Genomic DNA, 18,015 nt, shown 5'->3' with positions numbered 1-18,015 from the left:
AAATGCCATAACTATAGTATAGCATACATTGCCGTTCACAACAATAAATAGAGATAAAAAATCAAAAGAAATACCGCTGTTATCGCAAAAACAACCCCTGCGAAGTCAATTAACTGATAAACTCGGGTGACCTTTAAGGCTGTCAAAAAAAGTCACAAGCAAAGCGATTTTCTAAAGCACCCTTAGCCAGAGCCCTCAGGTTTATTTTGTGGAGGAGGAATGATATAATAAAGCTATTATGACAGAGAAAACAGATTGTAAGTATGCAGTGGTAGATTTGGAAGCTACTAGCGCCGGGGTCAATGCCTCCATTATCCAAGTCGGTATTGTGATTATTCACAATGGCCGGATTATTGATACCTATCAAACTGATGTCAATCCACATGAGCCCCTAACCGACCATATTAAGTCTCTAACAGGGATTAGTGACGCCCAGTTGCAAAGAGCACCAGACTTTTCCCAGGTTGCTAAGCCAATTTTTGACCGCATTAAAGATTGTGTTTTTGTGGCTCATAATGTGACCTTTGATGCCAATCTACTAGCAGAGGCGCTTTTCTTAGAAGGTTATGAATTGCGGACACCGCGCGTAGATACAGTCGAATTAGCGCAGATTTTCTATCCCACACTTGAAAAATACACGCTTTCTCATCTCTCACAAGAACTCCATTTAGACTTAGCCGATGCCCATACCGCAATTGCTGATGCTAGGGCAACTGCTCAGCTTTTTTTGCATGTGCAAGCTAAAATCGCAAAGCTTCCTTATGAGACCTTGTCTTTGTTGGTACAGTATGCCGATAACCTGCTTTTTGAAACCGCAACCGTGCTAACCCAGGCTCTGCCATTTGCCCAAACATTTGATCCCAAGCACTACCAATTAGTGCATGGTCTGGTGCTTACAAGAGAAAGCGAGGCATTGCCCAGCTATCAGCTATCAAATGACTTTGCCATCAATGCAGCCTTACTTGGCTTGGAGGAACGGGCTCAGCAGATTGCATTTGCAAAGATTGTAACAGATGAGTTTGCAAAGCCAGAAGCGAGCTTTATTGAGGCCCAGGCAGGTATCGGTAAAACCTATGGGTATTTGTTACCTTTACTTGCAAAAGCAAAGCAAGAACAGGTCTTGATTAGTGTGCCAACCAAGGTATTGCAAGATCAGATTATGAGTAAAGAAGCGGCGCAGCTAGCAAAAACCTTTCACTTATCCTGTCATAGCTTAAAAGGACCAAAGAATTATCTTAAATTGGATTCCTTTAAAGCGAGTCTGGAGCAAACGGATACCAATCGTCTCATCAATCGCTATAAGATGCAGCTAGTCATTTGGTTATTAGAAACGAAGACGGGCGACTTAGACGAGATTAAGCAAAAGCAGCGCTATGCAGCTTATTTTGAGCAAGTCGCGCATGATGGCAATCTACTGGCATCATCGCCTTTTTATGATGTGGATTTTTGGTGGCGCAGCTATCAAAAGGCGCAAAAGGCTCAGCTTTTGATTACCAATCATGCCTATTTCCTCCATCGAATCGAAGATGACAAGGACTTTGCACGTGGTAAGATTTTGGTGTTTGATGAGGCGCAAAATCTCATGCTGGCCATGGAACAATTGCTGCGGCAACAAAGTGACATTAAAGGGCTCATTGACCAACTTGATGAAAAACTTGCGACAACAGAAGTTATTTTGCAGCGTCGCTTATACGAAGGACTCCTCTTTGAATTAAATCACTTGGTCACTAAGTACCATCAGACAAGGATGCTTGAGCAAGCAGACTTTGCACCCTTAAAGCAGCTCCTAGCAGAAATAAAAGCAGCGCACATGCCCTTGCTTGAAGAGTGGACGAGCCTTGAGAACTGGGAGTTTTGGTTATCCAGCGACCGAAGTAGTGATAAGCGAATCACTTATCTCAATGCAACCAGTCCACAGCTGCTTCGTTTTAGTGATTTTTTACCACAAACCACTAAAACCTATTTTATTTCAGCGACTTTGCAGATCAGTCAACAGGTCTCTTTAGCAAATTTATTGGGCTATGAAACGTATCAGGCAGCTTATCTTGCTAAGCAAGTGTTGCCGCAACAACGAATTTTTATTGATCAATCCATGCCCCTAATCTCTAAACTATCTGATCAAGCCTATACAGAAGCTATTGTCAATCGTTTAGAACGTTTACAGGATTTGCAGGTTCCTATTTTGGTTTTATTTAATGCCAAAAAGCATATGTATATGGTATCAGAGGAACTGGAAGGCCGTGATTTGGGGCACTTAGCTCAGGAAAAACATGGCACAGCCTATCACATCAAAAAACGCTTTGATAAGGGAGAGCAAGCACTATTACTTGGGGTGGGTGCCTTCTGGGAAGGAGTAGACTTTACCCATGCTGATCGCATGATCACAGTGATTACACGTTTACCATTTGACCATCCAAACGACCCCTTTGTACTGAAGATGAATGCGCATTTGCTAGCGAACCACAAGCAGCCCTTTGCGGATTACTTTCAACCGATGGCGCTTTTAAAATTAAAACAGGCCATTGGCAGAACCATGCGACGACCCCACCAAAAATCGGCGGTTATCATCCTTGATAAACGTTTGCTAACCAAGACCTATGGACAGGAGATGACCGCGAATTTATCTGAAGAATTTATGGTTTCTTCGCAAAAAATCACAGAAGCCCTGCCCGCAATACAGCAATTTTTGCTATAATAGATAAGATCATATGAATTGGAGGCATGTATGACCAATCCAAAACCAATAAGAACTTTCTTCTATTGGCTTTCTAGTATTGTTCTGTTAGGGAGTTTTGCCCTTACAATGTTTGGTTATGCCCCCATCAAGAATCGGCTCTTGTTAAAATCACAACTCGTTTCCTATGCTAAGTCTCAAACAGACTTACATGAAGTTAGCCGTATTGATGTGTACCATGGCAAGGCAACTTCTTACGCTATCTTTGGTCATAACAAGGCGCAATCCCCGATTATTGTGATCCTGCCAGAGCAAGCAGCTAAGCCAGAGGTTTATCAAGCTAATGATGGTATCTCTGCGCTAAAAGCGCGAGCCATTGCCCAAAAGGCTGGTGCAAAAGCAATCCAGACAACACGTCTGGGAATGGAGGATCATCAAATCTTGTGGGAAGTTAAAGCCAGGGGTGCCTTTTACTTGATTGATTTTCAAACGGGTGAGCTGGTGAGAAAGGAGGTCTTATGACCACATTGTCCAAACGCGTTTTAGACATGGAAGAAAGCGTTACGCTGGCTGCTGGCGCTAGGGCTAAAGCCTTGAAAGCTCAAGGACGAGATATTTTAAGCCTCACTTTGGGAGAGCCTGATTTTGTGACTCCAAAGAATATTCAAGCTGCAGCAAATCAGGCCATTGCTGATGGTCGGGCTAGTTTTTATACCCAAGCCAGTGGTTTACCAGAATTGAAGGCGGCTATTAAAGATTATTTTAACCGTTTCTATGGCTATGCGGTAAATCCTGATCAGATTGTTGTTGGTACGGGAGCTAAATTTGTACTCTATGCTTTTTTTATGACCGTTTTAAATCCCAAGGACGAGGTCATCATTCCAACACCTTATTGGGTTTCATATGCTGAGCAAATCAAACTGGCTGAGGGTGTTCCTGTTTTTGTGACAACGACACAGACCCATGATTTTAAAGTGACTGTTGAACAATTAGAAGCTGCCAGAACGAGAAATACCAAGGTGCTTTTACTAAACAGCCCATCTAATCCAACGGGGATGATTTATTCAGCAAAAGAGCTGCAGGCCATTGGTGATTGGGCGGTGGCTCATGATATTTTAATTCTAGCAGATGATATTTATGGGCGCCTGGTGTATAACGGCAATCGCTTTACGCCTATTTCTAGCTTGTCACAGTCCATTTGCAATCAAACCATTGTCATTAATGGGGTTTCAAAAACCTATGCGATGACAGGCTGGCGTGTGGGCTTTGCGGTTGGTGATAGAGCGATCATTGCTGGTATGGCCAAGATTATTAGTCAGACGACTTCAAATCTGACGACTGTTTCACAATATGCAGCCATTGAAGCCTTAACTGGACCACAAGATGCGATAGAGGAATTACGCCTAGCCTTTGAAGCTCGTCTAAATACCATTTACCCTCTCTTATGTGAGGTGCCAGGCTTTGAGGTGGTCAAACCCCAGGGTGCCTTTTATCTCTTTCCCAATGTTGCTAAAGCAATGGAAATGAAGGGGTATTCAGATGTTACCGCATTTACGAATGCTATTTTAGAAGAAGCTGGCGTAGCCCTAGTCACTGGAGCTGGCTTTGGTGCGCCAAACCATGTTAGGCTCAGCTATGCTACTGATTTACAAACTCTGACCCAAGCTATCCAACGCCTAAAAGCTTTTATGGGATAAGTCTAGTGAGTGTTGGAAAAGGTTGCACGAATTCTCCTAGCTCAGCTCAACCTGTAAGCAAAATCAAAGAGGATGACCGGTTTTTTAGGTTTGATTTGTGTTTTAAGATAATTGCGCCAGCTATTTATTTTGCCAAAGCAGGCGAGAAAGCAAGACTGCTGGTTGAGTTAGCGGTTTTGCTCGAGTAGCAGGCAAATAGGTCTTGGTAAAGCTTTGACTTTAGCCAAAGAAAATAGCACAGCAAAGCACACCACAGCATAGGATAAGAAGATTATTTAGATTAAGAAAGAGGAATCATGACAAAAAAATTAGTATCAATCATTGATGTGAAAAAGTATGTTGGCCAAGAAGTTACTATTGGTGCTTGGGTTGCCAATAAGTCTGGTAAAGGAAAGATAGCTTTCTTGCAATTGCGCGATGGCACGGCTTTCTTTCAAGCTGTTGCTTTTAAGCCAAATTTCTTGGAAAGCTTTGGCCAAGAAGCCGGAACTGCCAAGTTTGAGACCATCAAACACCTCAATCAAGAAACGTCTGTTTATGTGACGGGTCTTGTTAAAGAGGATGAACGTTCAAAATTTGGCTATGAATTGGATATAACAGATCTTGAAATTATCGGCACCTCTGCTGACTACCCTATTACACCCAAGGAGCACGGTACTGATTTCTTGATGGATAATCGTCATTTGTGGTTACGCTCGCGCAAGCAAATGGCAATCATGCAAATTCGTAATGCTATTATTTATGCTACCTATGATTTCTTTGATAAAAATGGTTTTATTCGTTTTGATAGTCCGATTTTATCAGGAAATGCCGCTGAAGATTCAACAGAATTGTTTGAGACAGATTACTTTGGCACCCCAGCCTTTTTGAGCCAATCAGGCCAACTCTACCTGGAAGCAGGGGCCATGGCTTTGGGGCGTGTCTTTGACTTTGGCCCTGTTTTCCGGGCAGAGAAATCCAAAACCCGGCGCCATTTGACAGAGTTTTGGATGATGGATGCGGAGTATTCCTTCCTAGACCATGACGAGTCGCTTGATTTACAAGAAGCTTATGTTAAAGCCCTGATTCAAGGTGTACTTGATCGTGCCCCACAAGCACTTGATATTTTAGAGCGCGATGTGGCTGCCCTAAAGCGCTATATTGCAGAGCCATTTAAACGCGTCTCCTATGATGAAGCTATTGACCTGCTACAAGCCCATGAAGCAGATGAAGACACGGATTATGAGCACTTAGAGCATGGCGATGATTTTGGCTCGCCTCATGAAACGTGGATTTCCAATTATTTTGGTGTGCCAACCTTTGTCGTTAACTATCCTGCCAGTTTCAAAGCCTTTTACATGAAACCAGTTCCTGGCAATCCAGACCGTGTCTTATGTGCCGACCTATTAGCTCCAGAAGGCTACGGGGAAATCATCGGCGGCTCCATGCGTGAGGATGACTATGATGCCCTAGTCGCCAAAATGGACGCCCTCGAAATGGATAAATCCGAATACGCATTTTACCTTGACCTTCGTAAATACGGCTCTGTCCCTCACGGCGGCTTTGGAATTGGAATTGAACGGATGGTGACCTTTGTAGCTGGCACCAAGCATATCCGCGAAGCCATTCCCTTCCCTCGGATGTTACATCGCATTAAACCTTAACTTTAAAGAACCTAAGAGAGTGGAACAGTTACCTGGACGTGGCAGCAAACAAAGCTGGTGGTTCGTTAGTTACAGCAGGTGAGCTTGCTTGCGCTTGACCATTAAGGGCATTTTGCTGGGCCGACTTCTTTTGGGGCTTGCGTTATGATGTTATTAGTAGAAAGGCTGAAGACGGTTGTCTCAGCCTCTTTCAGCAATGGTTAATAAGTAGCTCGCCATATTCTTGTCTTCTAGCCTGAGGATTTGCTATAATAAGAAAAGCAATACCTATTTTAGGCATAGGTTTTATTGATTTTGCATATGGCTTGCGCTGTCTTAGTTAGTTTGAGTCAAAAGGAGTAAGGAGAGTTACTATAGGGTGTTAACACCAAGCTGTGCCAAAGCATCAGCGATACCAATTAGAGATAAGACGACACCATAACTTGTTGTCTAAGAAGGAGAAGTTTCAAGATGACCATTAGCTTAGTGATTGTAACAGGGATGAGTGGAGCTGGTAAAACAGTGGCGATTCAATCCTTTGAAGATCTAGGGTATTTTACCATTGATAATATGCCACCAACGCTGGTGCCCAAGTTTATCGAAATCATCGAACAGACCAATGATTATAAACGTGTGGCTCTCGTTGTTGATATGCGCAGCCGCTCTTTCTTTAAAGAAATCAATCAAATCCTGGATCAGCTAGAAGCCAATCCCTCTATTGATGTGAAAATTCTCTTTTTAGATGCTACCGATACTGAGTTGGTTTCACGTTATAAAGAAACCAGGCGCAGCCATCCTCTTGCGCCCACTGGCCGGGTCTTAGATGGGATTCGCTTGGAACGCGAATTATTAACTCCCTTAAAAAGCCTCAGCCAACACTTAGTCGACACATCAGAGTTAACACCGCGAGAGCTACGGCAAACCATCGCGGCTCAATTTTCTGATGAGCAAAACTCCCTATCTTTTCGTATTGAAGTGATGAGTTTTGGTTTTAAATACGGTGTTCCCCTTGATGCTGACCTGGTCTTTGATGTGCGCTTCTTACCAAATCCTTATTATTTTCCTGAAATGCGTAACCAAACCGGCTTAGATGACCAGGTTTACGACTATGTCATGGACCAGCAAAGCTCAAAGGATTTCTATCGTCACTTATTAGCCTTAATCGAGCCAATTTTGCCCTTATACAAAAAAGAAGGAAAAGCAATCTTAACCATTGCCATTGGCTGCACTGGCGGTCAACACCGCAGTGTTGCCTTTACCCATCGCTTAGCTCAGGATTTACAAAAAAATTGGCCTGTGAATGAAAGCCATCGGGACAAAAATAAACGGAAGGAAACCGTCAACCGCTCATGAGAAAACCGAAAATCACTGTTATCGGTGGAGGAACTGGGATTCCTGTGATTTTAAAGCGCCTTCGCTCAGAAGATGTGGAGATTAATGCAGTTGTTACAGTGGCAGATGATGGCGGCTCCTCTGGTAAGATTCGCAACGCCATGCAGCTGGCCCCACCGGGTGACTTGCGCAATGTCTTACTAGCTTTAAGTGATATGCCAAAGCTTTACGAACAGGTCTTTCAGTACCGCTTTAACAAAGAAGATGGGGCGTTAGCTGGTCACCCTCTGGGAAATTTGATTATTGCTGGCATCTCTGAAATGCAGGGCTCTATCTCGAATGCCATGCAAATACTGTCCCAGCTATTTCATACCACTGGTAAAATCTTTCCCTCAAGTGAGCATGCGCTTACTCTACATGCCGTCTTCAAAGATGGTCATGTCGTCTCTGGTGAAAGCCATATTGCTAATTATCAAGGCATGATCGACCATGTTTATGTGACCAATTCTTACAATGATCAAGACCCCAAAGCCAGTCATCAAGTAGTTGAAGCCATTATGAACAGTGATATGATTGTACTAGGGCCAGGCTCACTTTATACCTCCATCTTACCTAACTTAGTTATCCCTGAAATCAAGGAGGCCCTCAAGGCCACCAAGGCAGAAATCGTTTATATTTGTAATATCATGACCCAGTATGGCGAAACGGAGCACTTTTCCGATGCTGATCATGTGGCTGTCTTAAACCGCCATCTGGGAGACAATTTGATTGATACTGTCCTTGTCAATCTTGATCAGGTCCCACAAGACTACATGGATTATAACAAATTTGATGAGTATCTCGTGCAAGTTGAACATCATTTTAGTGAGTTGAATCGCCTCGTCAAAAAAGTCATTTCATCCAATTTTTTACGCTTGGAAAATGGCGGAGCTTTTCATGATGGCGACCTGGTGGTTGAGGAATTAATGACCTTAGTTAAGGAACGACGGTTATGAGTTTCACAACAAAAATTAAAGAAGAGCTGATCCAGTTAGCTGCTCCCAAAAAGGAAGAGTTGGCAGCTATTATCAAACTATCAGGCAGTCTTAGCTTGTCAGCCAAGGGGCTGCAGCTTGCCATTACCACTGAAAATGCCAAGACGGCACGTTATATTTATTCAGCCATTGAAGCCTATTATCAGATTGTTCCAGAAATCAAGTACCATCAAAAGACCAACCTTCGAAAAAATCGAGTGTATACTGTAGTGGTTGAACAAGGCGTTGATGAGCTGTTAACAGACCTCCACTTAGCCGATGCCTTTTTTGGCCTTGAAACAGGCATTAGCCCTGAGGTTTTAAAAGATGATGATGCTGGTCGTGCTTATATCAAGGGTGCTTTTTTAGCGACCGGTACGGTGCGTGATCCAGAGTCAGGAAAGTATCAGCTAGAGATTTACTCAGTCTACTTGGACCATGCCCAAGACCTCGCACGCCTCCTGCAAAAATTTCTCTTAGATGCCAAGACGCTGGAGCACAAAAACGGTGCCATCACTTACTTGCAAAAAGCTGAGGACATCATGGACTTTTTATTAATCGTCCAAGCTCTGGCCTGTAAGGAAGCATTTGAGTCAGTCAAGCTTTTGCGCGAAGCCCGCAATGACATTAACAGGGCTAATAATGCAGAAACGGCTAATATTGCTAGGACCATTACAGCCAGCATGAAAACCATCAACAATATTGTTAAAATCATGGATACCATTGGCCTTTCAAGCCTGCCCCTTGAACTCCAAGAAATAGCACAGCTGCGCATTACCCATCCTGATTATTCCATCCAACAAATTGCTGACACCCTTGAAACCCCTATTTCAAAGAGTGGTGTCAATCATCGTCTGCGCAAAATCAATAAAATTGCTGAGGAACTTTAGTGGACCTTTGGCATTATCCCAAGAAAGGAGAACCTTATGTCTTGTACTACAATTCTTGTCGGAAAAAAATGTTCCTATGATGGCTCGACCTTAGTAGCCCGTACGGAGGACTCACAAAATGGTGTTTTTACCCCGAAAAAAATGGCTTTTGTCAGTCCAAAGCAACAACCCCGCGTCTATCGCTCGGTTTTATCTTCTTTTGAAATGACGCTGCCTGACAATCCTTTAGCCTATACCTCAGTGCCTGATGCGCTAGGAAAAGACGGTATTTGGGGTGCAGCCGGTGTTAATGAAGTAAATGTTGCTATGAGTGCAACTGAGACCATTACAACCAATGCTCGTGTCTTAGGAGCAGATCCCTTAGTAGCTTCTGGCATTGGGGAAGAAGATATGTTGACCCTGGTCTTACCCTATATTCATTCTGCACGCGAAGGTGTTTTGCGCCTGGGTGAGATTTTAGAACAATATGGTACATATGAATCAAATGGAATTGCCTTTTCTGATGAAAATGAGATTTGGTGGTTAGAGACCGTTGGTGGCCATCATTGGATTGCCCGCCGCGTTCCAGATGATGCCTATGTTACCAATCCTAATCAATTAGGCATTGACTATTTTGAGTTTAATAACCCAGAGGATTACTTAGCTAGTGCTGATATTAGAGAGTTTGTAAGCAAATACCATTTGGATTTGACCTACTCAAATGAGCATTTTAATCCTCGCTATGCTTTTGGTAGCCAAAAAGATAAGGACCGCCATTACAACACGCCACGAGCTTGGTTCATGCAAAAGTATTTGAACCCAGAAATCGAACAGGATCCTCGTAGCTTTGCAATTCCTTGGTGCCGTAAACCTTATCGCAAGGTAACCATTGAAGATGTCAAATATGTCTTAAGTAGCCATTACCAAGACACCGTCTATGATCCTTATGGTCCAGAGGGCAATGCTCAGACTCAGCGAAGTTTCCGGCCAATCGGGATTAATCGTACTAGCCAAACAGCGCTGCTACAGATTCGTTCTGATCAACCAAAGGAAATCAGTGCCATTCAATGGATGGCCTTTGGGGCAATGCCTTTTGCTACCTTTGTCCCATTCTTTACTCAGGTCAAAGACATGCCGGACTATTTTACTAATACTAATGAAGACGTATCAACCAATAATTTCTACTGGATGAACCGGCTGATTGCAGTGATGGCTGATGCTCATTTCTATCAGCATGAAGCTAGCATTGAAGATTATATTGAGCGAACCATGGCTCTTGGTCATGCTATGATTCATGATGTCGAAGAAGCTCTTGCTGCGGGTGAGTCGGTCAATCTTACCCAGAAGAATCAAGACATGAGCGATGCCATTCAACAAGAGACCCAGTTGCTCTTAAATAAAGTGGTATTTGATGCTAGCAACTTAATGACCAATCGTTTTAGCCTCAGTGATTGATAAAAGTAGGACCACAGTGTAAGGGCTCAGATGCCTTGACTAACAGCAGTAGGCAATGCAAAAGGCTTTTTACGAGGTGTCTTGAGCACATGGCAAATACCAAAGGAAGCAGTTCGCTAAATAGTGGACTGCTGTTTTTTGCCCCAGAGGGTTTGATGGGCGAACAGCCGCATGCTTTACCCTTTGTTTGAAGCTACTAGCTTTGCTTAATCGTTGGAATTACCAGTTGTAAAAAGAGTATGAAAACGTTATCTTTTTTTAAATTAACGAAAAAAACGTGACAATTTAACGAAACTTTGATATAGTTAACTAGTAAAGTAACTAGTCAAATACCAGTTAATAAGTAAAGGAGATAAGATGAAGAAGAAGGTTCTTTTAATGACAAGCATGCTGGCCATGACTTCGGCATGGCAACTAAGCCAAGTACATGAAGTAGCAGCAGATGGCAAAAAGGTCAAAGTGATTGCGACATTCTATCCTGTTTATGAATTTACCAAGGGAATTGTTGGTGATCAAGGCGACGTTAGCATGTTAATGAAGGCCGGAACAGAGCCACACGAATTTGAACCATCTACCAAAGATGTCAAGAAAATGCAAGATGCTGATGCTGTTGTTTACATGGATGACAACATGGAAACCTGGATGTCCGATATTAAAAAATCTGCTAAATCTAAAAAGGTTAAATACATTGAAGGTACAGGCAACATGATCTTAGCTTCTGGTACTGAAGAAGGTCATGACCACGAAGGTGATGAGAAACACGAGCACAAAGAGCATGAGCATGAAGGCCACCATCATGCTTTTGACCCACACGTATGGTTATCACCATACCGTAGCATCACTGTCGTTGAAAACATCCGTGACTCCCTTTCTAAGAAATATCCGGACCGCGCCCCTGAATTTAAAGCCAATGCGCAAAAATACATTGAGAAGTTAAAAGCCCTTGATGCTGAGTATGCTAAGGAGCTTGGGGACGCTAAACAAAAGAGTTTTGTAACACAACACGCAGCCTTTAATTATATGGCGCTAGATTATGGCCTAAATCAGGTTGCTATCAATGGGGTTAGTCCTGACACAGAACCTTCAGCCAAACGCATTGCTGAACTTTCAAAATATGTTAAAAAATATGATATTAAATACATTTATTTTGAAGAAAATGCCTCAAATAAGGTAGCCAAAACCTTAGCAAATGAAGCAGGTGTTAAAGCCGAAGTTCTTAGTCCATTGGAAAGCTTAACTAAAAAAGAAATGCAAAAAGGCAAGGATTATTTCTCTGTCATGCGTGACAACTTAAAAGCTTTGCAATTGACCACTAACTATGATGGCAAAGAAATCAAGCCAGAAAAAGGAACAGAAAAGACAGTTTATAATGGTTACTTTAAAGACAGTCAAATCAAGGACCGTAAATTGTCAGATTGGTCAGGTAAATGGCAATCGGTTTACCCTTACTTACAAGATGGTACGCTTGACCAAGTTATGGATTATAAGGCCAAAAAGTCTAAGGGTCAAATGACAGCTAAAGAGTATAAAGACTACTATATGACTGGCTATAAGACAGATGTTGATGCCATTACGATTAACGGTAAAAAGAAAACGGTGACCTTTGAACGTAACGGTAAAAAGCAGACCTTTACTTATGAGTATGATGGTAAAAAGACTTTGACTTACCCTAAAGGTAATCGAGGTGTCCGCTACCTCTTTAAAGCAAAAGAAAAAGATGCTGGCGAATTTACTTATATTCAATTTAGTGACCACGCTATAGCTCCAGAAAAAGCAGAGCATTTCCACCTTTACTGGGGTGGCGATAGCCAAGCTAAGTTACTTGATGAATTAGAACATTGGCCAACTTATTACCCAGCTGAGATGTCTGGCCGGGAAGTCGCACAAGCCATTAATGCCCATTAATCTTGTGGCAGTCAAAAAAATAGTCAGATTGAAGAAAAAGTTCATTTTGGACAACTTTCTTCAATCTTTTTTTCTGTGATGCTAATTAAAAACTCTCAGAAATACTGACAGATTAAGGTTTCGAAGAGTTTAACAATTTATCATTTCACCTAGGCTAAGCCAAATGATGACATGTTATAGAAGTTTGTCGACGTTTTGCTTTAAAGAGATATTATCAGGCTCAAGAAAGGATTCATTGCGGCTCCTTTTTTCAGCCTTTTTAGGGGAAATAACTTTGCTTGGACGCGAAAAGGTCATTTAATTAGGAATATGCCGGCAAATGATTTTACTGGGCACTTACTGATCATTATCGCTATAGAGATAGGCAAAATCCTCGTTAGAGTAGCATTTATCCTCTCAAAAGAGCTTTGTTAAATCATTGACAAGGATAGATTAATATAATATACTCATATGTGGTTATAACCACTAGAAGGAGAACACATGGCTAAAGAACCACCCCTTTATTTGCAGCTAGTAGACCAACTTGAGCTAAAGATCCGTCAATCAATGTCGGCCAACGAAAAGTTATTATCTGAGAGGGAATTAATTGATGTTTATCAAGTTAGCCGCATAACGGTTCGGCAAGCTTTGAAAGAGTTAGAAACGCGTGGGCTGATTTATAAAAAGCAGGGCAAAGGAACTTTTGTCTCTGCAATCCGTGAACCGGCAGCAGATTTGGCTGCAGCTTATAGTTTTACCGAGCATATGAAGAGTTTGGGAAAGCAACCCAAAACCCAAATGCTAGCTTTTGAAGAAACCCAGATTACTAGTTCTTTAGCAAAATTATTTGATATGGAGGTTGGCACACCGGTCTATGAATTAGAACGTCTAAGATTAGCTGATAATGTTCCTTTGATGTTTGAACGGTCGTTTATCCCAATGGCAGAATTTCCTCAGCTTAGCAAGTCTCAGCTGGAAAAACAACCTTTGTATGATGTTTTTGCTGAAAGTTATGGTCAGACCATCAAATTGGCTGAAGAAGAATTTTATGCTAGTATTGCCTTAGACTATGAAGCAGAGCTATTGCACATTCAAAAGGGCGATCCTGTTTTACATATGATTCGTAAAACCTATAATGATAAAAACATTTTAATTGAGTATACCTTTAGTATTGCTCGTGCCGATCACTTTAGGTATCGTATTACCCATTACCCCACCTCTCGTTAGGAATAAAAAGGAGAATGAACGATGTTTACCTTAGCTAAACCAGCACTCGAAAAATTGGGTGCAGAAATAACCACTCGAGAAATCAAGCAACAACCAGAATTATGGCAAGAATGCTTTGAGGCTTATCTTACCCATAAGGAGGAGTTGACCTCCTTTTTAAACCAGGTTATTGAAAGCGCTGACAGTGAAAAGATCAAGGTGATTTTCACTGGAGCTGGAACTTCTGAATACGTAGGCAATACGATTTGGGCTTATCTGCAGCAGCATGGAGATCGTAAGCATTTTATTTTTCAAAGTATTGCCTCTACCGATCTTGTTTCAGCGCCTGCTCAATTCCTCTATCCAGAAGAGACGGTTCTTTTGGTTTCCTTTGCGCGTAGTGGCAATAGCCCAGAGAGTGTTGGTGCAGTCAACCTGGTCAATCAACTCATCCCAAATGCTTATCATCTCCAGATCACGTGTGCTAAAGAAGGCCAACTAGCTAAGCAGGCCATAGCCTCACCTAAAAGGCAATATCTCATGCTGATGCCTGAGCGCTCCAATGATGCTGGCTTTGCCATGACAGGTAGTTTTACCTCTATGTTGCTTTCTGCGCTCTTGATCTTTGATCAGTCATTGCCTGACTCACAAAAGAAAACCTATGTGACTGCTGCTGTTAAAATGGCGCAAGACATTATCGCACGTGAAGATCAACTCCAAACTTATGTGGACCTGGATTTTAATCGAATGGTTTACCTGGGATCGGGTAGCCTGGCTGGATTAACCCGCGAAGCTCAGTTAAAAGTACTGGAATTAACCGCAGGAAAGGTAGCCACTGTCTATGACTCCACGATGGGTTTTCGGCATGGCCCCAAATCGTTTATTAATCCCAATTGTTTAGTCATTGATTTTGTGAACAATGATCCTTATACACGGCAATATGACCTTGATCTTTTAGAGGAAGTAAAAACAGATGGGATTACCAGTAAAGTCATCGCTTTTGCACAAGATGGGGGTCACCAGTTTTCCGGAGAGACTTTTAAACTCTTATCAGAAGTCAAGCTACCAGATGTTTACTTGGCATTGCCAATGATTCTCGCTGCTCAAACGCTTGCTCTTTTGATTGCCGTAAAAATCGGTAATACACCAGATACGCCATCTGCTTCTGGTACAGTTAACCGCGTTGTAAAAGGTGTTACCCTACATCCCTATCCGACAAACTAAGGGAGTTTAGGTCATTAATTGCCGATAAAAGAGCTCAGCTGAGTAAAACGGCTACCCTAGTAGCTAGAATGCTCTTACTCTTAGCTCTTGGCCAATGCGCCATGCTTTAATAGATGAGAGTGCTCTAGTAATGGAGCTTTGGTGCTCTAAGTAAACGTAGTCGTTCTGCGCTGGTGCATCAACCCTAAACACGAGACCAGAGGGAATGACAAACGACATGCCACCAAAAGCTGAAGTAGCACGTCATAGCTGCGCCTCTGTAAAAGGCAGCTACTACAATAAGTAGGTCTTTTATCAGGATTGAGCAGTAAGAACTAGTCAGGAACTGCTTGATTAAAATAAGCAATGCCTTAGTAAGCCTATTAATAAAGGTTTACTAAGGCATTTTTTGACTTAAAAATCAGTTGATTTTATCTGATAAGTAAAAAAATCAAGCACCTTATAAACTTCGGCGTACTCTAGTACCCGGCCGGTCTCTCTGTGTTTGGTTGTTTTGAGTTGGCGGATACAGTGCTGATCACATTTTAAAGCAAGAAAGTGACGAGCAGCAGGCTTAGGTTGGATCACATCAGTCCTTTGGCAAAATGGCTGCTCAGCCATTTGAATCTGAAAGTCTTCGAAAAAACGATGATAGAGTGAGTGATAGGCATCTTCTTTTGCACTATTTGCTTCTAAAATATAGTCGTGGGGAATGTAGGATTCTTGATAAATGTAAGGCTGATTATCTAAGCGTCTGGTCCTGGTCAAGGTGTAATAATATTCGGTTTTGTGCAAACCGAGTTGGTCTAGGTAAAAAGGATGGTTACCTTTATTTAGCGATAACACCTGAATGGCTTCTTGGACATCAGCAGGATTATTTTGATAAGAAAACTGGACCAATTTGTCTTGACTGGTTCTAGCAATAAAGGTTCCTAATCCTTGCTTGCGAATGAGATAACCTTCGTTTTCTAACTCTTTGAGGGCACGAATAACGGTGATTGAACTGACTTGGTATTTGTCAATCAGCTCTGCTTCCGTATAGAATTGTTGGCCAATTTTGTAGTGATTAGAGAGAATATCGTTGTAAAGCTCTTTCTTGATGTGTTGATATTTTGGCTTATGGATTGGGGCCATTTAAAAGTTACTTCCTTCCTAGGAGATCCCACCTATTATACCAAAAAAATTGGTCTAATTTTTCAAAACAACTTGATATAACCAGTGTATAATGTTATTATATTGTTGTTGGATTTGGTAAGCGTTTGCAAAAAGACAGGAATTGCTTATGGAGAGATTTGAAATCAAAGAAAATTTTTACCTAAATGGCCAACCCTTTAAAATCCTATCTGGAGCTATCCACTATTTTCGGATTCATCCTGATGATTGGTACCGTTCACTCTATAATTTAAAGGCGCTGGGTTTTAATACGGTTGAAACATATGTCCCTTGGAACCTGCATGAGCCCAAAGAAGGCCAATTTGACTTTAGCCAAGCGCTAGATCTTGAAGCATTCTTAAATCTAGCGCAAGAGTTAGGCTTATATGCAATCGTTAGGCCATCGCCCTATATTTGTGCTGAATGGGAATTTGGTGGCCTGCCAGCTTGGTTAATTCCTAAAAAATGCCGGCTACGCTCAAGTGATCCCCAATTTTTAGCAGCTGTGGCTAATTATTACCGGCAGCTTTTGCCCCGGCTCATCCCGCATCAGCTTGATCAAGGGGGGAATATCTTGATGATGCAAATTGAAAATGAATATGGGTCTTATGGCGAAGAAAAAGCTTATTTAAGAGCTATTCGTAAACTCCTAGAAGCAGGTGGTGTGACGACACCACTCTTTACCTCAGATGGCCCCTGGCAAGCAACCTTACGGGCGGGTAGCTTGATTGAGGATGATGTTTTTGTAACGGGTAATTTTGGTTCAAAAGCCAAGCAACAATTCCAGCAAATGAGGGATTTTTTTGCTAAGTACCATAAGCAGTGGCCACTCATGTGCATGGAATTTTGGGATGGCTGGTTTAACCGCTGGGGTGAGCCAGTAATCAAAAGGGATCCAAAAGAAACAGCGCAAGCCATTATGGAAGTCCTAGAGTATGGCAGTATTAATCTTTATATGTTCCATGGAGGGACAAACTTTGGCTTTATGAACGGGTGCTCAGCGCGCAAGGATACAGATTTGCCGCAAGTGACTTCTTATGATTACGATGCCATCTTAGATGAAAGTGGTCAGCCAACGGCAAAGTTTTACTGTTTACAGGACAAACTCAAAAAACGCTACCCTGAACGTCAGTACTTAGAACCTTTGCTAGTTGAGACCATGCAAATTGAGGCACTTCCTGTAAAGGCTAAGACTAGTCTTTTTGCCAATTTGGAGACTATCAGTCATGTCCAGCACCGCTTTTATCCAGAGAATATGGAAGCCTTAGGGCATGCTTATGGCTATATCCTCTATCGGACAGCCTTGCCTGCAGATAAAGCAGATCAAGAAACTATTCGCTTAATTGCTAGCCGTGATCGGGCCCATATTTTTATGGATCAACACTGGCAAGCGACTCAATACCAAGACGAAATTGGTGATCCAATCGAGCTCGCTCTTACTCAGGAGGTGCACCAACTAGATATTCTGATGGAAAATATGGGGCGAGTCAATTATGGGCATAAATTGGCCGCACCAAGCCAAAGTAAGGGGCTGGGTCGAGGCGTTATGGCTGATCTGCATTATCTTGGTGATTGGCAGATCTATCCACTCGCATTTGACCGCTTAGACCAGCTGGATTTCACCCAGGATTGGCAAGCAGACCAACCCAGCTTTTATCGTTTTGACTATCAATGCTCAGACCCTAAGGCTACCTATCTTGATTTATCAGGTTTTGGTAAAGGGCTTGTCTTTGTTAATCAGGTTAATATTGGTCGTTTTTGGGACATTGGCCCTACGCTTTCTCTGTACATTCCTAAAGGCCTGCTAAGAAAAGGTCGCAATACCATTATCATTTTTGAAACAGAAGGTCGTTACCAGGATTCCATTTCGTTTGTTAAAGCCCCTCTATACCATTCTTAAAAGGAGAA

13 protein-coding genes are annotated in these 18,015 nt (G+C 42.2%); 12 read left to right on the top strand and 1 reads right to left on the bottom strand.

What is annotated here, in order from left to right; genetic code table 11:
- Positions 1 to 238 precede the first annotated feature (238 nt).
- From GWD08_RS02600 to GWD08_RS02550, 11 genes are all read left to right on the top strand, one after another.
- Positions 239 to 2,695 carry a bifunctional DnaQ family exonuclease/ATP-dependent helicase gene (locus tag GWD08_RS02600; protein ID WP_159564089.1) on the top strand — a complete coding sequence of 819 codons (2,457 nt, stop codon included), beginning with the start codon at positions 239 to 241 and terminating at the stop codon, positions 2,693 to 2,695.
- A 30-nt stretch (positions 2,696 to 2,725) separates the two neighbouring features.
- Complete coding sequence (locus GWD08_RS02595; protein ID WP_159544302.1) at positions 2,726 to 3,196, top strand: cell wall elongation regulator TseB-like domain-containing protein; 471 nt, start codon at positions 2,726 to 2,728, stop codon at positions 3,194 to 3,196.
- Complete coding sequence (locus GWD08_RS02590; protein ID WP_159564088.1) at positions 3,193 to 4,371, top strand: pyridoxal phosphate-dependent aminotransferase; 1,179 nt, start codon at positions 3,193 to 3,195, stop codon at positions 4,369 to 4,371. Before GWD08_RS02595 ends, GWD08_RS02590 begins: the two co-directional genes overlap by 4 nt.
- A gap of 296 nt (positions 4,372 to 4,667) precedes the next feature.
- A complete protein-coding gene (asnS, locus tag GWD08_RS02585; protein ID WP_159564087.1) occupies positions 4,668 to 6,014 on the top strand; it encodes an asparagine--tRNA ligase in 1,347 nt (448 codons plus the stop codon).
- A gap of 450 nt (positions 6,015 to 6,464) precedes the next feature.
- Positions 6,465 to 7,346, top strand: a complete 882-nt coding sequence (gene rapZ / locus GWD08_RS02580; RefSeq protein WP_159564086.1) for an RNase adapter RapZ — start codon at positions 6,465 to 6,467, stop codon at positions 7,344 to 7,346.
- Positions 7,343 to 8,320, top strand: coding sequence for a YvcK family protein (locus GWD08_RS02575; RefSeq protein WP_159564085.1), 978 nt, complete (start codon positions 7,343 to 7,345; stop codon positions 8,318 to 8,320). The genes rapZ and GWD08_RS02575 overlap by 4 nt, the downstream gene beginning before the upstream one ends.
- Entirely contained in the window at positions 8,317 to 9,228 is a 912-nt protein-coding gene (gene whiA / locus GWD08_RS02570) for a DNA-binding protein WhiA (protein ID WP_159564084.1), read from the top strand. The genes GWD08_RS02575 and whiA overlap by 4 nt, the downstream gene beginning before the upstream one ends.
- Positions 9,229 to 9,264: 36 nt before the next feature.
- Complete coding sequence (locus GWD08_RS02565) at positions 9,265 to 10,662, top strand: C69 family dipeptidase (RefSeq protein ID WP_159544290.1); 1,398 nt, start codon at positions 9,265 to 9,267, stop codon at positions 10,660 to 10,662.
- A gap of 357 nt (positions 10,663 to 11,019) precedes the next feature.
- On the top strand, positions 11,020 to 12,567 hold the full coding sequence (locus GWD08_RS02560; RefSeq protein ID WP_159564083.1) for a zinc ABC transporter substrate-binding protein AdcA: 1,548 nt from the start codon (positions 11,020 to 11,022) through the stop codon (positions 12,565 to 12,567).
- Positions 12,568 to 13,047: 480 nt separating this feature from the next.
- Positions 13,048 to 13,773, top strand: coding sequence for a GntR family transcriptional regulator (locus tag GWD08_RS02555; protein ID WP_159544286.1), 726 nt, complete (start codon positions 13,048 to 13,050; stop codon positions 13,771 to 13,773).
- A 21-nt stretch (positions 13,774 to 13,794) separates the two neighbouring features.
- Positions 13,795 to 14,976, top strand: a complete 1,182-nt coding sequence (locus GWD08_RS02550; protein ID WP_159564082.1) for an SIS domain-containing protein — start codon at positions 13,795 to 13,797, stop codon at positions 14,974 to 14,976.
- Positions 14,977 to 15,369: 393 nt separating this feature from the next.
- On the opposite strand, the gene GWD08_RS02545 is transcribed toward GWD08_RS02550, so the two are convergent.
- Positions 15,370 to 16,089, bottom strand: a complete 720-nt coding sequence (locus GWD08_RS02545) for a GntR family transcriptional regulator (protein ID WP_159564081.1) — start codon at positions 16,087 to 16,089, stop codon at positions 15,370 to 15,372.
- 148 nt (positions 16,090 to 16,237) lie between these two features.
- Here GWD08_RS02545 and GWD08_RS02540 point away from each other — a divergent pair, with 148 nt between their 5' ends.
- Positions 16,238 to 18,007 carry a glycoside hydrolase family 35 protein gene (locus GWD08_RS02540; protein ID WP_159564080.1) on the top strand — a complete coding sequence of 590 codons (1,770 nt, stop codon included), beginning with the start codon at positions 16,238 to 16,240 and terminating at the stop codon, positions 18,005 to 18,007.
- Positions 18,008 to 18,015: the final 8 nt, after the last annotated feature.

It is taken from the genome of Streptococcus halichoeri, assembly GCF_009870755.1.
In the GTDB taxonomy this organism is placed as follows: domain Bacteria; phylum Bacillota; class Bacilli; order Lactobacillales; family Streptococcaceae; genus Streptococcus; species Streptococcus halichoeri.
Note: the sequence above shows the minus strand (reverse complement) of the source record. Positions and strands in the feature narration are given on the sequence as shown.